This window comes from Actinoplanes cyaneus, assembly GCF_016862095.1.
Classification (GTDB): Bacteria; Actinomycetota; Actinomycetes; order Mycobacteriales; family Micromonosporaceae; genus Actinoplanes; species Actinoplanes cyaneus.
Map to the genome: position 1 here is coordinate 19,864 of NZ_BOMH01000045.1, position 15,905 is coordinate 35,768.

At 67.9% G+C, this 15,905-nt stretch carries 10 protein-coding genes; 2 read left to right on the forward strand and 8 right to left on the reverse strand.

Annotated elements, in window-relative coordinates; translation table 11 throughout:
- Positions 1-194 precede the first annotated feature (194 nt).
- A complete protein-coding gene (locus Acy02nite_RS30010) occupies positions 195-827 on the forward strand; it encodes a GFA family protein (protein ID WP_203746953.1) in 633 nt (210 codons plus the stop codon).
- Positions 828-1,181: 354 nt separating this feature from the next.
- On the opposite strand, the gene Acy02nite_RS30015 is transcribed toward Acy02nite_RS30010, so the two are convergent.
- Entirely contained in the window at positions 1,182-3,080 is a 1,899-nt protein-coding gene (locus tag Acy02nite_RS30015; RefSeq protein WP_203746963.1) for an AfsR/SARP family transcriptional regulator, read from the reverse strand.
- A gap of 222 nt (positions 3,081-3,302) precedes the next feature.
- The gene (locus Acy02nite_RS30020; protein ID WP_203746965.1) at positions 3,303-6,104 is read right to left on the reverse strand and encodes an AAA family ATPase; all 2,802 of its coding nucleotides are present in this window, start codon (positions 6,102-6,104) and stop codon (positions 3,303-3,305) included.
- Between the two features lie 137 nt (positions 6,105-6,241).
- Here Acy02nite_RS30020 and Acy02nite_RS30025 point away from each other — a divergent pair, with 137 nt between their 5' ends.
- Positions 6,242-8,971: an AAA family ATPase gene (locus Acy02nite_RS30025; RefSeq protein WP_203746967.1), complete on the forward strand. Its 2,730-nt coding sequence runs from the start codon at positions 6,242-6,244 to the stop codon at positions 8,969-8,971.
- Between the two features lie 11 nt (positions 8,972-8,982).
- On the opposite strand, the gene Acy02nite_RS30030 is transcribed toward Acy02nite_RS30025, so the two are convergent.
- The 6 genes from Acy02nite_RS30030 to Acy02nite_RS30055 form a co-directional block, all read right to left on the reverse strand.
- Positions 8,983-10,401: an MFS transporter gene (locus Acy02nite_RS30030; protein ID WP_203746969.1), complete on the reverse strand. Its 1,419-nt coding sequence runs from the start codon at positions 10,399-10,401 to the stop codon at positions 8,983-8,985.
- A gap of 155 nt (positions 10,402-10,556) precedes the next feature.
- On the reverse strand, positions 10,557-11,519 hold the full coding sequence (locus tag Acy02nite_RS30035; RefSeq protein WP_203746977.1) for an SDR family NAD(P)-dependent oxidoreductase: 963 nt from the start codon (positions 11,517-11,519) through the stop codon (positions 10,557-10,559).
- A gap of 24 nt (positions 11,520-11,543) precedes the next feature.
- Positions 11,544-12,131, reverse strand: coding sequence for a type 1 glutamine amidotransferase domain-containing protein (locus Acy02nite_RS30040; protein WP_203746979.1), 588 nt, complete (start codon positions 12,129-12,131; stop codon positions 11,544-11,546).
- Positions 12,132-12,424: 293 nt separating this feature from the next.
- Positions 12,425-13,351, reverse strand: a complete 927-nt coding sequence (locus Acy02nite_RS30045) for an AraC family transcriptional regulator (protein ID WP_203746981.1) — start codon at positions 13,349-13,351, stop codon at positions 12,425-12,427.
- A 155-nt stretch (positions 13,352-13,506) separates the two neighbouring features.
- Positions 13,507-14,475: an alpha/beta hydrolase gene (locus Acy02nite_RS30050; protein ID WP_203746988.1), complete on the reverse strand. Its 969-nt coding sequence runs from the start codon at positions 14,473-14,475 to the stop codon at positions 13,507-13,509.
- A gap of 189 nt (positions 14,476-14,664) precedes the next feature.
- Positions 14,665-15,834, reverse strand: coding sequence for a low temperature requirement protein A (locus tag Acy02nite_RS30055; protein WP_203746990.1), 1,170 nt, complete (start codon positions 15,832-15,834; stop codon positions 14,665-14,667).
- Positions 15,835-15,905 lie beyond the last annotated feature (71 nt).

Sequence of the window (15,905 nt, forward strand, 5' to 3'; positions counted from 1 at the left end):
TTCTTGAAACACTCCGGTTGACCATATAGTTTCATCGTTCCACTGATTGGTGCCAGCCGTCAGTATCTGTGGAAGCCGCCGACGATTTCCCGGTAGAAGCTGTCAGTGGGAAGTCAGTCCACATTCAGTGCGCCGCAGTAATTTCATTTCCAGCGATAAGCAGGCGACGATTGAAAGCCGGCGAGGCGGTATACGTGGGCCTTGAGCATGTCGGTCCAGGCAGTGCCAAGGCGCTGATCACGTTTTCCCCTGCCGGTACCAGCAGGTTGCTGATCGGGTTTGTCGCAGGCCCGAGCGGGGTCTGGGTGCTTGCTGTGAGTGTCACGGAACGCGGTTACATCGGAGGAGTGGGAATGTCGGAGAAGTTCACGGGACGCTGCGAGTGCGGTGCCGTCACATATGAATTCAGCAAGGCGCCTGATTTCGTCGCCAACTGCTATTGCAAGGACTGTCAGCGGTCATCCGGTGCCGTCATGGGAACCTACTTCAGTGTCGCCGCCGACGACTTCAAGCTCCTCAGCGGTAACCCGCGTTCCTACCCCTACATCGCGGCCAGCGGAAACACGTTGGAGCGTAACTTCTGCCCCGATTGTGGCGCCCGGGTGTTCACCGACAAACTGTCGGGGTTCCCGGGGCAGGTGTTCGTGATGCTCGGCAGCCTCGACAACCCTGAGGCCGTCAAGCCGCCGATCATGGAGATCTTCACCAAGTTCCGCATCTCCTGGACCAAGGCGCTCGACGTGCCGCAGTATCCCGGCCGTCCCGACGGCAAGGAATTGTCGCCGGCCGAGCGGGAGAAGGTCGGTGCCGGCGAAGGCTGCGGCTGACCCTGATCCTCTTGTCCGAAGCTGGGCTCTCGTCGTCAGTTGTCCTTGAACTGAGCTCCATGAGTTCGACGTCGTTGCCTCGGCCCGGTCGGATCGAAATGAGCCTCGGCGGTGTGCCGCCGGGGCTCATTCGTGCGCTGGTGGCCGGCATCGATACGGATGGCACCGGCCCGACAGGGCGTTGAGCACAACGCTGGCCAAGCGCGCCGGCACGGCTGTGCAATGTTGAGCGGCAGTTCACCGATGGAGATGCCAGTCGCCCGGCACCGCAAGCGGGCGCAGCACTCTGCAGGTCGCGAGATCTCAGTCATCGGTCTGGTTCGGCTCGGTCGTTAAGATTTCCGGCGTCGATTCCTACGACGCCTTCCGGATTGGGACGAAGCTCGAACGATCTCCGGCAGTACGGGCCGTGCACAGCTCACCCGCATAGACCCTTACCAGGTAGTGCATGTGGTAGTGATGGCCACGTGAGCGGTTCACCAACCTGGTTCGTAGTAGCTCGGCCAGTTGCTCGCGAGCCTGGGCCGGCGTGCCACCGATCAGACCCGCCGCCACCTGTACGGAGATGTCCGGCGCGCGGTGCCGGGCCAGCAGCCTCAGCAGGTGTGCCGCTCCCGGACTCAGCAAGTGGTAAGACCAGTTGAACACCGCCCGAAGGTCCCGATCGAGCCCTTCATCGGAGAACGCGTCGAGCGTGCCGTGGGCTCGCTTCATCTCTGCGGCGATCTCTACCAGCGACGGGCGTACGTCCGCTGTGGCGCGGGCCGCCACGATGGCCAGGGCGAGAGGGAGCCGCCCGCACTGGTCGACGATCTCTGCCAGAGCGGCCGATTCCTGGACCGTCCCTGCGGGTGCCACGCGTTCGGTGAAGCATTGCCGGGCCTCTGCCACCGACAACACGTCAAGACTCTGCAAGATCGCGCCATTGCTGATGGCCAGGCTGTTGAGCCGGCCTCGACTGGTGATCAGTACCGCGTTGCCGGCTGTTCCCGGTAGCAACGGGCGGACGTGATCGGCGTTGCGGACATTGTCGAGGAGGACCAGCATCCGGCGGGTGGTCAGAGCACTGCGGTAGAGCGCGGAACGGCTGTCCAGCGATGCTGGGATGTCCGCGGGGCTGGTGCCGAGAGCGACGAGGAACGCGTGCAGAACCTCGGACGGGTCGGCGCTGCGGGTGTCCGGGTGGAAGCCGCGAAGATCAGCGTAGAGCTGCCCGTCGGGAAAGGCAGCGGCCACCCGGTGCGCCACGTGCACCGCGAGAGTGGTCTTGCCGACCCCGGGCATGCCGTCGATGGCCAGGATGGGCAACGACGCCGAGCGGTCCGTCAAGGACGCCATGGCTTCGGCCACCTGGCTGGTGCGGCCGACGAACACGCCGAGGTCCGGCGGGAGCTGTGCCGGGTTCACGGCGATACCGGCCTCGGTCGCCGGTGGTGCTACCGGAACCTCGCCGAGACGATCCGGGACGATGCTCGGCTCACCGTGCCTCAGTACAGCACCGTACGCGTCGCGCAGCTCGGGTCCTGGATTGACGCCCAGCTCCTCGGCCAGCCGCTCTCGGACCTCGCCGTACCGGGTGATCGCCTCGGATTGTTTGCCGTCCGCGGCCAGTAGTAGGAGCAAGTCGGCGAGCAGGGCTTCATCGAGCGGGTTGCGGACGGACGCCGCCCGTACGAGGGGAAGGATCCGAGTTGCACCGCCGCACGCCATGGCAGTCCGGGTGGCCTCCCGGGTGGCTGCAAGATACTCCTGCTCGATCGCCACGAATTCGGGGTGCAACTCGGCCGTAGGTCCGAGCCCCGTCGCGCACCGCCCTCGATACAACTGCAACGCATCGAGATACGCGTCCAGGGCTGCCGCATGATCACCGACACCGGCCAGCCGCCTGGCCGCCCCGATCTGTTCCCGGAACTCGACCAGATCGGATCCGCACGGTCCGGTCAGAAGGCGATATCCGCCGACATCGCGGATCAGCCAGGTTCCGCTTGTCCGTGGTGACAATCCTGGCTCCAGTATCCGGCGCAACGCCCCGACGTACCGATGCACCATGTTCACCGCGGTTGGCGGCGGCTCTCCCTCCCACAACAGATCGATCAGATCCGACATCTCGACCAGGCGCCCGGTGCGGGCGAGCAGCAGAGCCAGAAGAAGTCGCTGGTACCGCGACGGAATGACGAGTTCGGTCTCGCCCCGCCACACCTGCACCGGCCCGAGCACCGCAAATCTCATGGCTGGCGTATCCGCTCGTTCCATAGGGTTCTCCTTGCAGCGGATATGGAGCGCCTCTGGCACCTTCATCCCGTCTTGGTCCGACGGTCCCCGCCGTACTGATCACCGACCGTATCCGTGCCGTCTGCCGGTGGGCATACGTCATTCGACCCGAGTGAGGCGGAGGCCCGCATGACGTGGGCCACCCCAGATCCGGTCGCGGATGCTCGCAAGCTCGCGGTCACATCGGAACTCAGCCGACGGTTGTCAGTCCTCGGTGTCGGACTGCAGGGCCAGCGCGGCGCGCAAGCCGGCGCGGTTGTTGATCCGCAGTTTGGGATAGATCTTGTACAGGTGTGTTGAGACCGTCCGGGCGGAAATGGACAGTCGCTCGGCGATCTCCTTGTTGGTCAGGCCGGCGGCCGCTAACTGCGCAACCTCCAGTTCCTGGGCTGTGAGCTGTCCCGTCGCGATTTCCGGCATCATGCGCTTGGCTCCGGCTGCGAGCAGTTCCCGCTCCGCCCGTACCGCAAATGGTGTCGCCTCGAGTTCGTCGAAGAGGTCACGAGCTTGAGTAAGCCAGGGGCGTGCCGCCGCTGACATTCGCCGGCGACGCAGGTAGCTGCCGTAGGCGAGCTTGACGCGGGCCAGATCGAAGGGCCAGGAATGGTTGTCCTGAACGCTCAGGGCCAATTCGTACAGTGCCCCCGCGTCCTCGTCGTCGGCCACGAGCGCCTCGCAGGCAAGCTGCAGCATCCTCATGCGCGGCGACAGAGCGCCGAGGTCGCACGCCTTGATCGCGATGACATGCGCCTGGGCCTGCGCGAGACGGTCCGTCCGGACGGCTGATTCGACCAGGTCCATGATGACCAGAGGGGCGAGGCGGGCGTGGGAATCGAGGCGGCCGGCGGGGCTGATCGTGATGGCATGCTGGTAGGCCTGCTCGAAGTTGCCGTGAGCGATGGCGGCCAAGGTGCTGATCTGGGCGGTGTAACTCCAGGCAAGCATGGCACCGCGTGGAACAGCCCACCGAGCGACCTGATGCGTGATTTCCTGGACCGTCTCGTCATCGCCTCTGGCGGCGGCAATCAGTCCGAGCTGATATCGGCAGGATGCCGCGAAAGGTTCGTAGCCGTGGGCGACTGACAGGTCGAGCGTTTCGAGGGCCCGGCTCTTGCAGCGCGACCACTGTCCGCTGAGCCAGTCGTCGACGGCGAGCAGGACCATGCAGCTGATCGCGGAAGCGATGTTGCCTGCGGAACGTCCGTCCGCGATCACTCTGCGCATGGCTGTCGAGCAGTCGCCGATACGGTCGAAGTGGTATGCCGCCGCAGCGGTTCGCACGACCGGACCGGGCCGCTGCTCGCCGGCCAGCGCGGCAATCGCGGGAGACAGGGCGTCGCTGACATCCGGTGACACCCGGGCCGAGTCCGGCTGGGCCGACACCATCAGCGCGCGCGGCGGTCGAGGGCCGAGCCGCTGCACCGCCGAGTGGTAGGCCTTCCACAGATAGGCCCGTCCACCCAGCACGCAGACCATGGTCAAGGTGTGGATGGCCTCCAGCAGAGGTTCGTCATGGGGATCGGTTCTACGGTCGTACCTCTCGATGGCGTTGACCAGCAACGCGTGAGCTGCGTCGACGTCGCCATCACGCAGCAGCAGGATGGAAGCGGCGGCGGTGGCGGCGACCAGGGAGTCATGAAAGTCGGGGTCGTTGCGGCGAGCCTCCTCCAGCAGCCCGGAAACGTGAAGTACATCCCCGGTCTGCTCTGATCCCAGGTACGCGGCGGCGGCGTTGCGGCGGGTGCGGTCCACAGCCAGAGGACTGAGTTGGGCCGCTCGGCTCAACAGAGCCATGGCCGCGGATGCCCTTCCCTGGTGCGCCAGGGCCTGCGCGGTGTTTTCCAGCCGGCACGCTGTGGCTTCGTCCGCCTCCGTCGCAGCCTGTGCCAGGTGCCACGCGTAGCGTTCGAGCTGATCATCGCGTCCGGAGAGCACCTCGCTCAGTTCCAGGTGCGCACGGCGCCGCTCCCGCACGGTGGACATGGTCAGGACAGCGGTGCGGACCAGGGGATGTCGGAATGAGATCCGGCCATCGGTGTTCACCACTGCCAGGTTGGCCGCGTCGGCGGGGAGCACATCCTGGGTGGTCAGCTCGGACGGCCCTTCGGCAAGGACGCTGAGCGGTAGGGATCCGTCCAGGGCAGTCATCAGCAGCAGGCGGCGTGTCGCTTCTGGCAGCGGGGCGAGACGCGGCTCGAATACGGCCTTCAGGCGCCACGTCAGAGGTAGATCCGGCGGGAGTGCCCGGGCCGACCTTCGCTGGGACTCGTCAAGTGACAGCGGCAACTCGACGATGGCCAAGGGATTGCCTTGTGCTTCTGCCAGCAGCCGCCAGCGAACCTCGGACCCAAGACCAGGATGGCGAAGTTCCAGCAGACGGCCGGCAGCCTGCTCGCTTAGAGGGTGCAGCCGACGGGCCGGGATGCTGTGCAGTTCAGCTTCCCGGGCCGGGGAGTCGGTATTCACCGTGGCCAGGTACGTGATACCCGTTCCCGCCAGGTCATCGGCAAGCGCCGTCAAGACCGCGATGGAAGCCTGGTCCATCCACTGCAGGTCGTCTATCACCACGGCCACTCCCTGCCGCTGCGCAAGGCGTAGCAGGAGTGTCCGCGTCGCATCGACAAGTAGGGCCGCGTCGGGTGGCGGCCCGTCCCCGGAGCCGATCGTCGCCTCCATGGCGTGCCGATGAAGCGGGCTCAGCCCGGCGACGTCGGTCCACACCGGGAGCAGGATCTGGTGCAGGCCGGCAAAACTGATGGTGGATTCGAACTCCGCGCCGGTCGCTGGCAGCACCGTGAGACCCGCGCGGTTCGCCAGCCTGACCGCGGCCTGAACGATCGTGGTCCTGCCGATGCCGGCGGCTCCCGCGAACAGCAGCGAACCACCCGTGGCCGATCCGGCGATGAGGTCGCGGATGAGTCGCAACTCTTGTTCGCGCCCGATGAGCTGTCCGCATTCAGCGGGGTCAGCAGAGTCGGACGATAAGCCGCTGGGGGTGGATCGCATGGGGTCACTCCGGTAAGGCTATTAAGATCAGGAACTGACCGAAGCTCGGAGGCATTTAGGGCTGTGCGGCGTTGCGGCGCCGTAAGGATCTGTTCGTATCGATCACATGCAGCCCCGCCGGACGACAGGACCGCCTTGTGGACGCATCGCTGTCTGGCGAACTTGTCGGCCGTGAGCAGGAAGAAGCAGAACTGGCGGCGTTCCTGTGCGAGGCTACGCGCACCGGCGGCGCACTCATCCTGATCGGCGAGCCGGGTGTCGGTAAAACCGCCCTCGTAGAGGCGGCCCTTTCTCGTTGCAGTGCGACGCGCGTCCTGCGAGCCGGCCCGGGACAGCCGCCTGTCGGTGGCCCGTTCTCCGCTCTTGCGGACCTTCTCGACCTGCTGACCGAATTGCCTGACATTCCGGAAGCCGACAGTCGTTTTCTGGCCGGCGCTCTGCCCGGAACCGGCATGTCGTCACCGCCTGTCGTCCTGATGAAAGCCGCTGCCGCTGCTGTACGAGCAGCAGCGACGACCTTACCGCTGTTGATCCTCGTCGAGGATGCCGAGCGAATCGACGAGCACAGCGCCCAGGTTCTGGCGTTCGTTGCTCGCCGCCTCCATGGCAGCCGCGCTGCGATGATCATCGCTACCCGGCCGGGCGGCGGGACCTTCACCGCCCGGGTCGGAGTGCGGCAGACGTACCTGCGCCCGCTGGATCGTGCCGCGTCCGAGAGCCTGCTCCGGCGCGACTTCCCCGAGCTGGCACCCGACGTGGCCGCCCGGGTGGCCGACGACGCCAACGGCCTGCCGCTGGCCCTGCGGGAGCTGCCCGCGGCGATGACGAGCGCTGAGCGCGACGGCAGCCAACCGCTTGCGCCTACGCTGCCGCTCACCGCGCGTCTGCTGGAGACTTTTCATCGCGTGCCGCGAGATGTGCCCGCTGCCGGACGATGGGTGCTGCTGATCGCGGCGTTGGACCGGACCGGCGATGCCGGCGTGTTGCGATCGGCGGCCGGCTTCGATATCGCCGCACTGCTGGCGCAGCTCGAGGCCGCGGGCGCCATTGTGGAGACCGCGGCCGGGCACGTGCACTTCTCGCATCCCCTGATCCGGTCGGCGGTGGTGGCCCTCGCCGGCCGCGAGCAGCAGCGGCGGGCCCACCAAGCCCTGGCCGCGGCACTTGAGCATCGGCCCGACCGCCGCGCCTGGCATCTGGCCGAGGCCTCGGCCGCAGCGGGAGAACCCCGCGCATCACTGATGTTCGAACGTGCGGCCCGCGAGATCCAGCGACGAGGCGACGTTTCCGAAGCTGTGGTCGCACTGATTCGAGCTGCCTTTCTCAGCGACCAGCCGAGCGAGCGGGCCCGGCTGTTGACCGGGGCCGCCCGGATCGAAGCCGACATCCGTGGTGACCTCACGGCCGCGACGCGTCTGCTCGACCGGGCGCAACTAGAAGATCCGCACTCCGGCCACACCCTGCCGGCTGTCACGGCCAAGGCAGTGCTGTTGCTGGGCGAGGCCGGTGGCGTCACCGCTGCTCACCAGCAGCTCGTCGCGGCACTCGACCGCGGCGGTGACGCGGCCAACGACCGGGCACTGACCGAGGCCGTATGGATGTTGTTCCAGATCTGCTGGTTCAGCGGACGGCCCGAGCTGTGGGTGCCCCTGCGCGACCTGATCGCCCGGTTCGCCAAACGCCTACCGGCCTACCTACGCCTGATCGGCCCGATCTCAGCGGGCCCGACCGAAATGACCAGGGCAGACGTTCAGGACCTGAACACCGCTGTCTCGGGTCTCACCCACGAACTGGATCCGGTGGTGATCGTCCGGACGGCATTCATCGCGGACGGCGCCGGTCGCGGCTCGGAATGCCAGGCTGCGGTGCGCCGGGTCTACCAAGCCGGTCCCTCCGGAGGCGCCCTGGTATCAGTCATCTTCGCCACCGTCATCCTGAGCGACTCCGGCTTCAGCTCTGGTGACTGGGACGAGGCCGAGCGACTCGCCGACGACGGACTTCGGTTGTGCAACGCCCGGGATCACCTGATGTTTCGATGGCAGTTGTACTACCGAAGGGCACTGCTCGCGGCGCTGCGCGGTGACAGCGAAACAGCTCGTTCGATGGCGGGCGACATGCTCGAGTGGGCCGAATCGCGGAAGCTCGCCGCCGTGGAGGGCCGCGCCTGTCACGTTCTGGCGCTCGACGCGCTCGGCAGGCGCGACACCGAAGCCGCCTACAACTACCTGGAGCGCGTCGTCATGACCGAACGCACCCAGAACGGCGCACAGATGTTCGCCATCGACATCATCGAGGCGTCGGCGGGGCCGGCCCGGCGGGTGGACGTCGACGGCCGAAGCGGCCCTCTGGCCGCGTTCGCGAAGACCCTGTCCAGCGCGGTGCCGTCGCTGGTGACTACGGGAGCAGCGGCGATGAGCTCTGACGAGGAATCGGCCCGCGCGCTCTACGAGAATGCTCTGTCCCGGCCGGAAGCAGCGCGGTTCCCGTTCGAACAGGCCCGCGTCCAGCTTGCTTTCGGCTCCTACCTGCGCCGGCGCCAGATCCTCGTCGAGGCACGAGCGATGCTGAATACCGCCCTGCGCACCTTCCGGCAGCTGCATGCCGCGCCGTGGGTCACCCGAACCATCGAGGAACTGCGTGCCTCGGGCGAGCGGGTTCCGGTCAACGCGGCTGAACTTGCCGGCCTGACGCAGCAGCAGATCCAGATTGCCGGGATGGCCGCCAAAGGCATGACGAATCGGCAGATCGGGGCGGAGCTCTTCCTGTCCGACCGTACGGTGGGCGGACACCTCGCCGTCGTGTTCCGCAAGCTGAGAGTCACCTCGCGCCTGGGCTTGCAGGATGTGCTGGGCGTCGGACCGCTGTGAGCTGTCCGGCCTCAGTCCTGGTGCGGCCGGACGGTCAGCTGCGCCCGCTGCTGGTTGTCGCTGCGGATGAACGCCAGCGCGAGCGCGGCCGCGCACAGCGCCACCCCGGCACCGATCAGGAACGAGGTGCGGAATCCGTCGACCGGAGCAGCGCGGGTCGCGGCTGCGGCGGCGAGCACGGCCAGGCCGACGGCGCCGCCGGCCTGCTGCGCGGTCACCAGCAGACCACCGGCGACACCGCGCAGGTCCGAGGGGACTCCGGCGGTGACGGCCACCGACACTGTGGGCAGCGCCAAGCCCATCCCGGCCGCGGTCAGCAGCAGCCCCGGCAGCACGTCGACCAGGTAACTGCCGTCGGCCGTGATCCGGCTCAACCGGAGCTGACCGGCGGCGGTGACCGGCAGCGCCAGGACCAGCATCCACCGGGTTCCCAGGCGTGGCAGCAGCCGACGGCTCAGCACGACGGAGCAGACCATGACCGTCACCGTCGCCGGAACGAGCCCCAGACCGGTTCGCAACGCGCTCAGGTGCAGCACCTGCTGCAGGTACAAGGCGATGAAGTACACGTACGCCGCCACCACGGCACCCATCAGCACCATGATCATCAATGATCCGGTACGGGCGTTGTCACGGAGCAGTGCCGGCGGCAGCATCGGTTGGCGCACCCGCCGCTCGACGGCCACGAAACCGAACATCAACACCGCTGAGGCCCCCACGGCGGCCAGTACCCACGCGGACGCGAACCCGTACCGTTCGCCGCTGCTGGTCGCGAGCACCAACGCCACGAGCGCGGCGGTGATCAGCGTGGCGCCGGCAACGTCGAGACGGGTGCCGGCGGCGGCGGGGGAGCGGGCCGGCAGCCGGCGCAGCATCAGCGGCAGCAGTGCCGCGATGATCGGGGGATTCACCAGAAGCACCGACCGCCAGCCGAAGAACTCGACCAGCACGCCGCCGAGCACGATGCCGGCCGTGGCGCCGCCGGCGACACTGGCCTGGAACACACCCAGTGCCCGGGTCCTCGCCTGCGTCGACGGGTATGCCGCGGTGAGGATCGCCAGGGCGGACGGGGCCACGAGCGCCGCACCGCAGCCCTGGACGAACCGGGACACCACCAGCATCGCCGGGCTGACAGCCAGACCGCCGGTCAGTGATGCCACCGCGAACACCGCCAACCCAATGAGCATGGCCCGCCGGTGCCCGAGCACGTCACCGACGCGACCTGCCAGCAGCAGCAGCGACCCGTACGCCAAGGCATAGCCGGTGACCACCCATTGCAGTGACACCGCGGTGAAACCCAGGTCGTGCTGAAGCACCGACAACGCGACGTTGACGATGCTGAAGTCCAGTTGGAGCAGCAGCTGCGCGGCACAGACCAGGCCGAGGATCCACGCAGAACCGGACGACTGTGCTGGTTGTCGGGTAGCGATCACTGGCCCGACGGTAGAGGCGGCCACTGATCCGCGACTGAACGTGTGCCAGGGCCAGTTCAGCCGTTGCGCCACGGCGCCCACCGACGGTCCAATCGTCCGCCAGAGGCAACCGGCCCGGCCGCGATGATGCCCACTGCGGCCGGGCACCCTTGCTGTTACCTGCCGGCCCGCAGGCCGTCGCCGGCCCGGATCAGCGCGGCGGTGGCGTAGTCCCACAGTCGTTCGGCGGCGTCCGGGTCGACCGACCACGCGGCGACACCGGTGCGATCCTCGCCCGCCTCGACAACCGGTGCCTGCTGGTTGTCCTCGAAGTATCCACCGCTGACCCCTTCGACCAGCGGCGACGCGGCGAGCAACACGGACGTCGCAGCGCCCTGCTCCGGGGTCTTGTAGAAGTCCGGGGTCAGCAGGTTGCCGTGCTCGTCCATGGCGCCCATGGCCCGCATGGTCGCGTCGTCGACGTGCCGCTGCAGATTGGTGTGAATCCAGCCGGGCATGACCGCGTTGGCGGTGATGCCGTCACCGGCCCACCGGCGGCTGATCCCGACGGCCAGCAGCACACCGGCGACCTTCGACTGCGCGTACGCCGTCCAGGGGTTGTAGGGGCGGCTGTCGAACTGGGGGTCGTCGAAGTCGAACGGGGCGCGCTGCTGCACACCGGAGCTGACGACGACCACCCGGGCCCGGCCCGCGGCTTTCAGATCGTCGTGCAGACCGGTGATCAACGCGAAGTGGCCGAGGTAGTTCGTCGCCAGCTGCAACTCCCAGCCTTCGGCGGTGAGCTGCCGGGTCGGTACGGCCATGATCCCGGCGTTGGCGACCAGGATGTCCAGCGGGCCGTCCCAGCCGGCCACGAACGCGCGGACCGAGCCCAGGTCGGACAGGTCGATCGCGCGTACGTCGACCCCGGGCAGTTCGTCGAGCAGCGGCCGCGCCGCGGCGGGGTTACGAGCGGCGATCGTGACGTGAGCACCGGCGCGGGCCAGTGCGCGAACGGCTTCCGCGCCGATACCCGATGCGCCGCCGGTGACGATGGCGCGCCGGCCGGTCAGGTCGACGCCGTCGAGGACGTCGCTGGCGGTGGCGTCAGCCGAGAACGGGGTGGTGAGGAGGGTCATGTCGAAGGCCTTCGTTCTGGTTGGTCAGGCGGCGGCGTTCAGGCGCTGCATGATGCGGTGCATTTCGGCGGGCAGGTCGCCGGGCTTGCGCGCGGTGACGATCAGGCCGTCGTCGACGACAGCCTCGTTGACCCAGGTGCCGCCGGCTTCGGTCACTTCCGGCTCGACGCCGTACCAGGACGTCATCGTGCGGCCTGCGACAAGGCCGGCGGAGATCAGCACCTGGGGGCCGTGGCAGACCGACCCGATCAGCTTGCGTTCGCCGGCGATGGCGCGCACGAAGGTCAGAGCCTGCTCGTTGGCCCGCAACTCGATCGGCGCGTGACCGCCCGGGATGTAGAGCATCAGGTAGTCGTCCGGATCGGCGTCGGCCAACGCCATGGTCGTCTGGATACCGAAGCCGCGGGCGCCGGTCAGGGCTCCACCGGACGGGGTGATCACGTCGACGTCGTAGCCTTCCTCGACGAACCGGTAGTAGGGGTAGAAGAACTCGACCTCTTCGACCTTGTCGGTGGTGAGCACGGCGATGCGGCCTCTGCTCGGTGCGCCGGAGGTGACAGCGATGCGGTTGTCGTCGGTCGCGGCGGCGGGACCCGGGACGGTGGTGGTCACGTGCATCTCCTTCAGAGTCGGCCCTTGCGGCCTTTCTGACGTACTCAACCGCCGTACCGCTGGACATATTGTCTTCAGGAGTCCGGCACTCTTTACTGATCGTCCAGCCGGATGGGTGGTCGCCTGGGCCTTCTGCGGCGCGAAGGACAACGGCGGTTGTGGCGGGAACGGCGGCGCGGTGGGGCGTCGGGTGTGACCTCCTGCGCCCCACCGCGAGCGGCGGCAGCCGCCACCCATGACGACGGATCGGTGGCACCGAAGTTCATCCGGCAGCGCGATCGTCTGCCGCGTCGTTACATCGCGGCCCGGATTACGGTGTGCTGCTTGCGGTACTCGCGGGGCGTCAGCCCGGTCACCCGTTTGAACGCGGTGCTCAGCGCGCTCTCCGACGCGTAGCCGACCCGGCGCGAGATCGTGTCTAGTGTTTCCGTGGTCCGGCTCAGCCGCTGCGAGGCCAATTGGATACGCCAGCCGGTCAGATAGTCCAGCGGACCGGTTCCGACGATCGTCTTGAAGCGGGCGGCCAGCGTCGACCGCGACACCCGGCTGATCTGGGCGAGGCCGGCCACCGTCCAGCCGCGCTCCGGCCGGCCGTGGATGGCTTGCAGCGCGGGCCCGACGACAGGGTCGACCGAGCCGGCCAGCCACCCCGAGACATCCTGCGGCGACCGCGCCAGATGCAGGCGCAGCACTTCGACGAACAACACCATCGCCAGGTGCTTGGCGATGACGCTTGCTCCGATCCGCGGTTGCTGGGCCTCGACGGCGATGTGGTGCAACACCCAGGCGATGTTGTCGGCCTGAGCAGTGGCCGCCGGTACGTGCATGACCGGCGGCAGATGCGCCAGCAGCAGGGTGCGTGCCCGCTCGTTGAACAACAACCCGCCGCCGATCACCTCGACGTCGTCGCCGGTCCCCGCCTGCGCCACGCCGTCGGTGGCGGCCGCGAAAATGGTGTGCGCGGATACCGCGGCCAGCGTCAGGTCGCTTGCCATGACGAAGGCCGCCGGTCGGGTGAGCAGGAACGCGTCGCCCGGCTCCAATCGGATCGGCGCGCCTACGCCGTCAACGCGGATGAGGCAGTTGCCGCGGCGTACCGAGTTGAACTTCACCCCGGCCGGCGCCTCGAACCGCACAGCCCAGTCACCGCCGGCGCGCAGGCCCGCCGACACGTAGCTGGAGGCATCCACGAGGGCCAGCACATCTTCCAGCGGGTCCACAGGGTGCCTCATCACTTTCGTTGCCGGGGGTGGACAAGGGTCCGCTAGGGGTGGGGCATGGCGACACCGAGGACGGCGTGATCACCAAGGTAGCTGGTGGTGCGAACCGCCGGGGCGAGCCGCGCAGCGCGGCCCGCCCGGACAGTGCGGAGCTGCTACTGCTCGCTGGTGAGCGCCGCCTTGAGCGCCGCGACGGCCAGCATGACGGCGTGCTTGGACGCCTCGGTGTCGTGCAGCGAGTTGACCATGACGAAGTCGTGGACGATGCCACCGAACCGGGCGTTGGTCGCCTTGACGCCGGCCTGGCGCAGCCTGTCCGCGAACTGCTCGCCCTCGTCGCGCAGGACATCGGCTTCGGCGTTGATGATCAGCGTGTCCGGCAGGCCCGCGAGCTGTTCGAGGCTGGCCCGCAGCGGCGAGACCGTGATCGTGGCCCGGGTCGCCTCGTCGGTCGTGTACTGGTTCCAGAACCACTTCATGGCGTCGCGGCGCAGCCAGTAGCCCTCGGCGAACTCCTCGTACGACGGAGTGTCGAAGGCGGCGTTGGTCACCGGGTAGAACAGCACCTGCTTGACGAAGGTGACGTCGCCACGCTCCTTGGCCAGCAGCGACAACGCGATCGCCATGTTCCCGCCGACCGAGTCGCCACTGATCGCGACCCGGCTGCTGTCGAGGCCCTTGCCGGCGCCGTCGGTGAAGACCCACTTCGCGGAGGCGTAGCTCTGCTCGACCGCGGTCGGGTAACCAGCTTCGGGGGAGTGGTCGTACTCCGGGAAGACCACGGCCGCGCCGGTACCGACGACCAGGTCACGGACCAGCCGGTCGTGGGTGTGAGCGTCGCCGAAGACCCAGCCGGCGCCGTGGGTGTAGACGATCACCGGCAGCGGGCCGCTCGCACCGACCGGCTTGACCAGGCGAACCTTGACAGTGCCGGTCGGGCCGCCCACGATCTCGATCCACTCGTCGTCGACCTCGGGCTTGAAGATCGGCGCGTCCTGGACGCCGTCGACGACCTTGCGGCCCTCCTCCGGAGACAGCTCGTACAGGTACGGCGGGTTGGCGGTCGCGTCGACGAACGCCTGCGCAGCCGGCTCGAGTGCGTAATTCTTCGGATTCCCGGACATAGGGATTCCTTTCCCCTGCGGCAAGCAGGTGTGGTGTTGTTCTGGCATGTGCCTCGGCCGCCTCGCCACCCCCGATAAAAGGCGAACAGCGGCGCTGACAGCCATCAGCATCCACGGCGGCGATGAAAAACCACTTAACGCCTACTGACCGTCGGATGCGCATCAATAACTGTCACTGACCTCGCGCGCCTACCGCGGCTCGCGGGACCGGCACAGCACGGTGTCCGCGACAACCGCCGAGCAGATCATCGCCACCACCGCGATCACCCCGGTCGGTGTCAACACGCCCGTTGCGAGCGGCGACACCAGCACCACCGCCGCGGCGGGAAGCACGACAACGGCACGAGTCCCGACTCCCGGCGCCAGCCGCGTGTGCACCGCCCACAACAGCACCAGGAAGAACGCGACCGGGACGGCGACCGCGGCGCTGATCACCTCATCAGCCGCCGGCAGCCGGTGCCCGGACCGCAGCACCGCGACCTCCAGCCCGGCGCCGAGCGCGGCAAGCGCGGCGAACACCCCGTAATGCCCGTAACCCCACACGTAAGCCAGATGCCGTCTGCGTTGCAGCCCCTCACCGGCGGGCTGCAAGTAGTACAACCACCACAGCGCGAACACCAGGACCAGCCCCGACACCGCCACCACCGCCAAGGATCCCTTGTGTCCTGCCACGTGCAGTGCCGACTCGACCGCGGTGCTGGCAGCCAGGACACTTTCGCCGAGCAGGATGATCGTGAACAGCCCGAACCGCTCGGCGATGTGATGCGGATTCCAGCTCGCGCCGCCGGCACGCTCGGCCCACAACGGCACGGCCATGTCCGCCACCGCGAGCGCCACCGCCGACGGCAGCGCGAGCGGCGCCGGTAACAGCAGCCGCAGCAGCCAGCCGATCTGCGCCAGGCTGAACCCGAGCGCGGAGCGTTGCGAGACGCCCCGGTGCCGCGGATCGCTGACCGCGGCGCGGATCCATTGTGCGATCAGACCGGCCCGCATGATCAGGTATCCGATGGTGATGCCGCGGAAGTCGCCGTGCTCGAACCCCGCCGGGACGCCGGCGGCCAGGACCAGGACTCCGGCCATCTGCAACATCGTGAACAGGCGGTACGGCACGTCGTCGGTGTCGTAGCCGGAAGCGAACCAGGTGAAGTTCATCCACGCCCACCAGACGGCGAAGAAGACCACCAGGAACGTCCCGAGCGCTGACCAGCCGTGCCCCGCCTCGAGGCTGTGCGCCAGCTGGTCGACGATGTGGCCGGCCGCGACCACGAAGGTGAGGTCGAACAGCAGTTCCAGCGGCGTCGACGCCCGGTGCTGCTCGTCTTTCTCCCGGGCGGTCATTCGTGCACGGAGGGTTCGCATGCCCGGATGATTCATGCGCCCAGCATAGGGTCTCATCGCGATTGAGCAGCAACTCGAAAAGCAGTCACTGG

Excerpts from the sequence above, each read along its gene's own strand:
- Acy02nite_RS30050 (WP_203746988.1), bottom strand. The coding sequence starts at position 14,475 with ATGTCCGGGAATCCGAAGAATTACGCACTCGAGCCGGCTGCGCAGGCG.
- Acy02nite_RS30020 (WP_203746965.1), bottom strand. The coding sequence starts at position 6,104 with ATGCGATCCACCCCCAGCGGCTTATCGTCCGACTCTGCTGACCCCGCT.
- Acy02nite_RS30055 (WP_203746990.1), bottom strand. The coding sequence starts at position 15,834 with ATGCGAACCCTCCGTGCACGAATGACCGCCCGGGAGAAAGACGAGCAG.
- Acy02nite_RS30015 (WP_203746963.1), bottom strand. The coding sequence starts at position 3,080 with ATGGAACGAGCGGATACGCCAGCCATGAGATTTGCGGTGCTCGGGCCG.
- Acy02nite_RS30035 (WP_203746977.1), bottom strand. The coding sequence starts at position 11,519 with ATGACCCTCCTCACCACCCCGTTCTCGGCTGACGCCACCGCCAGCGAC.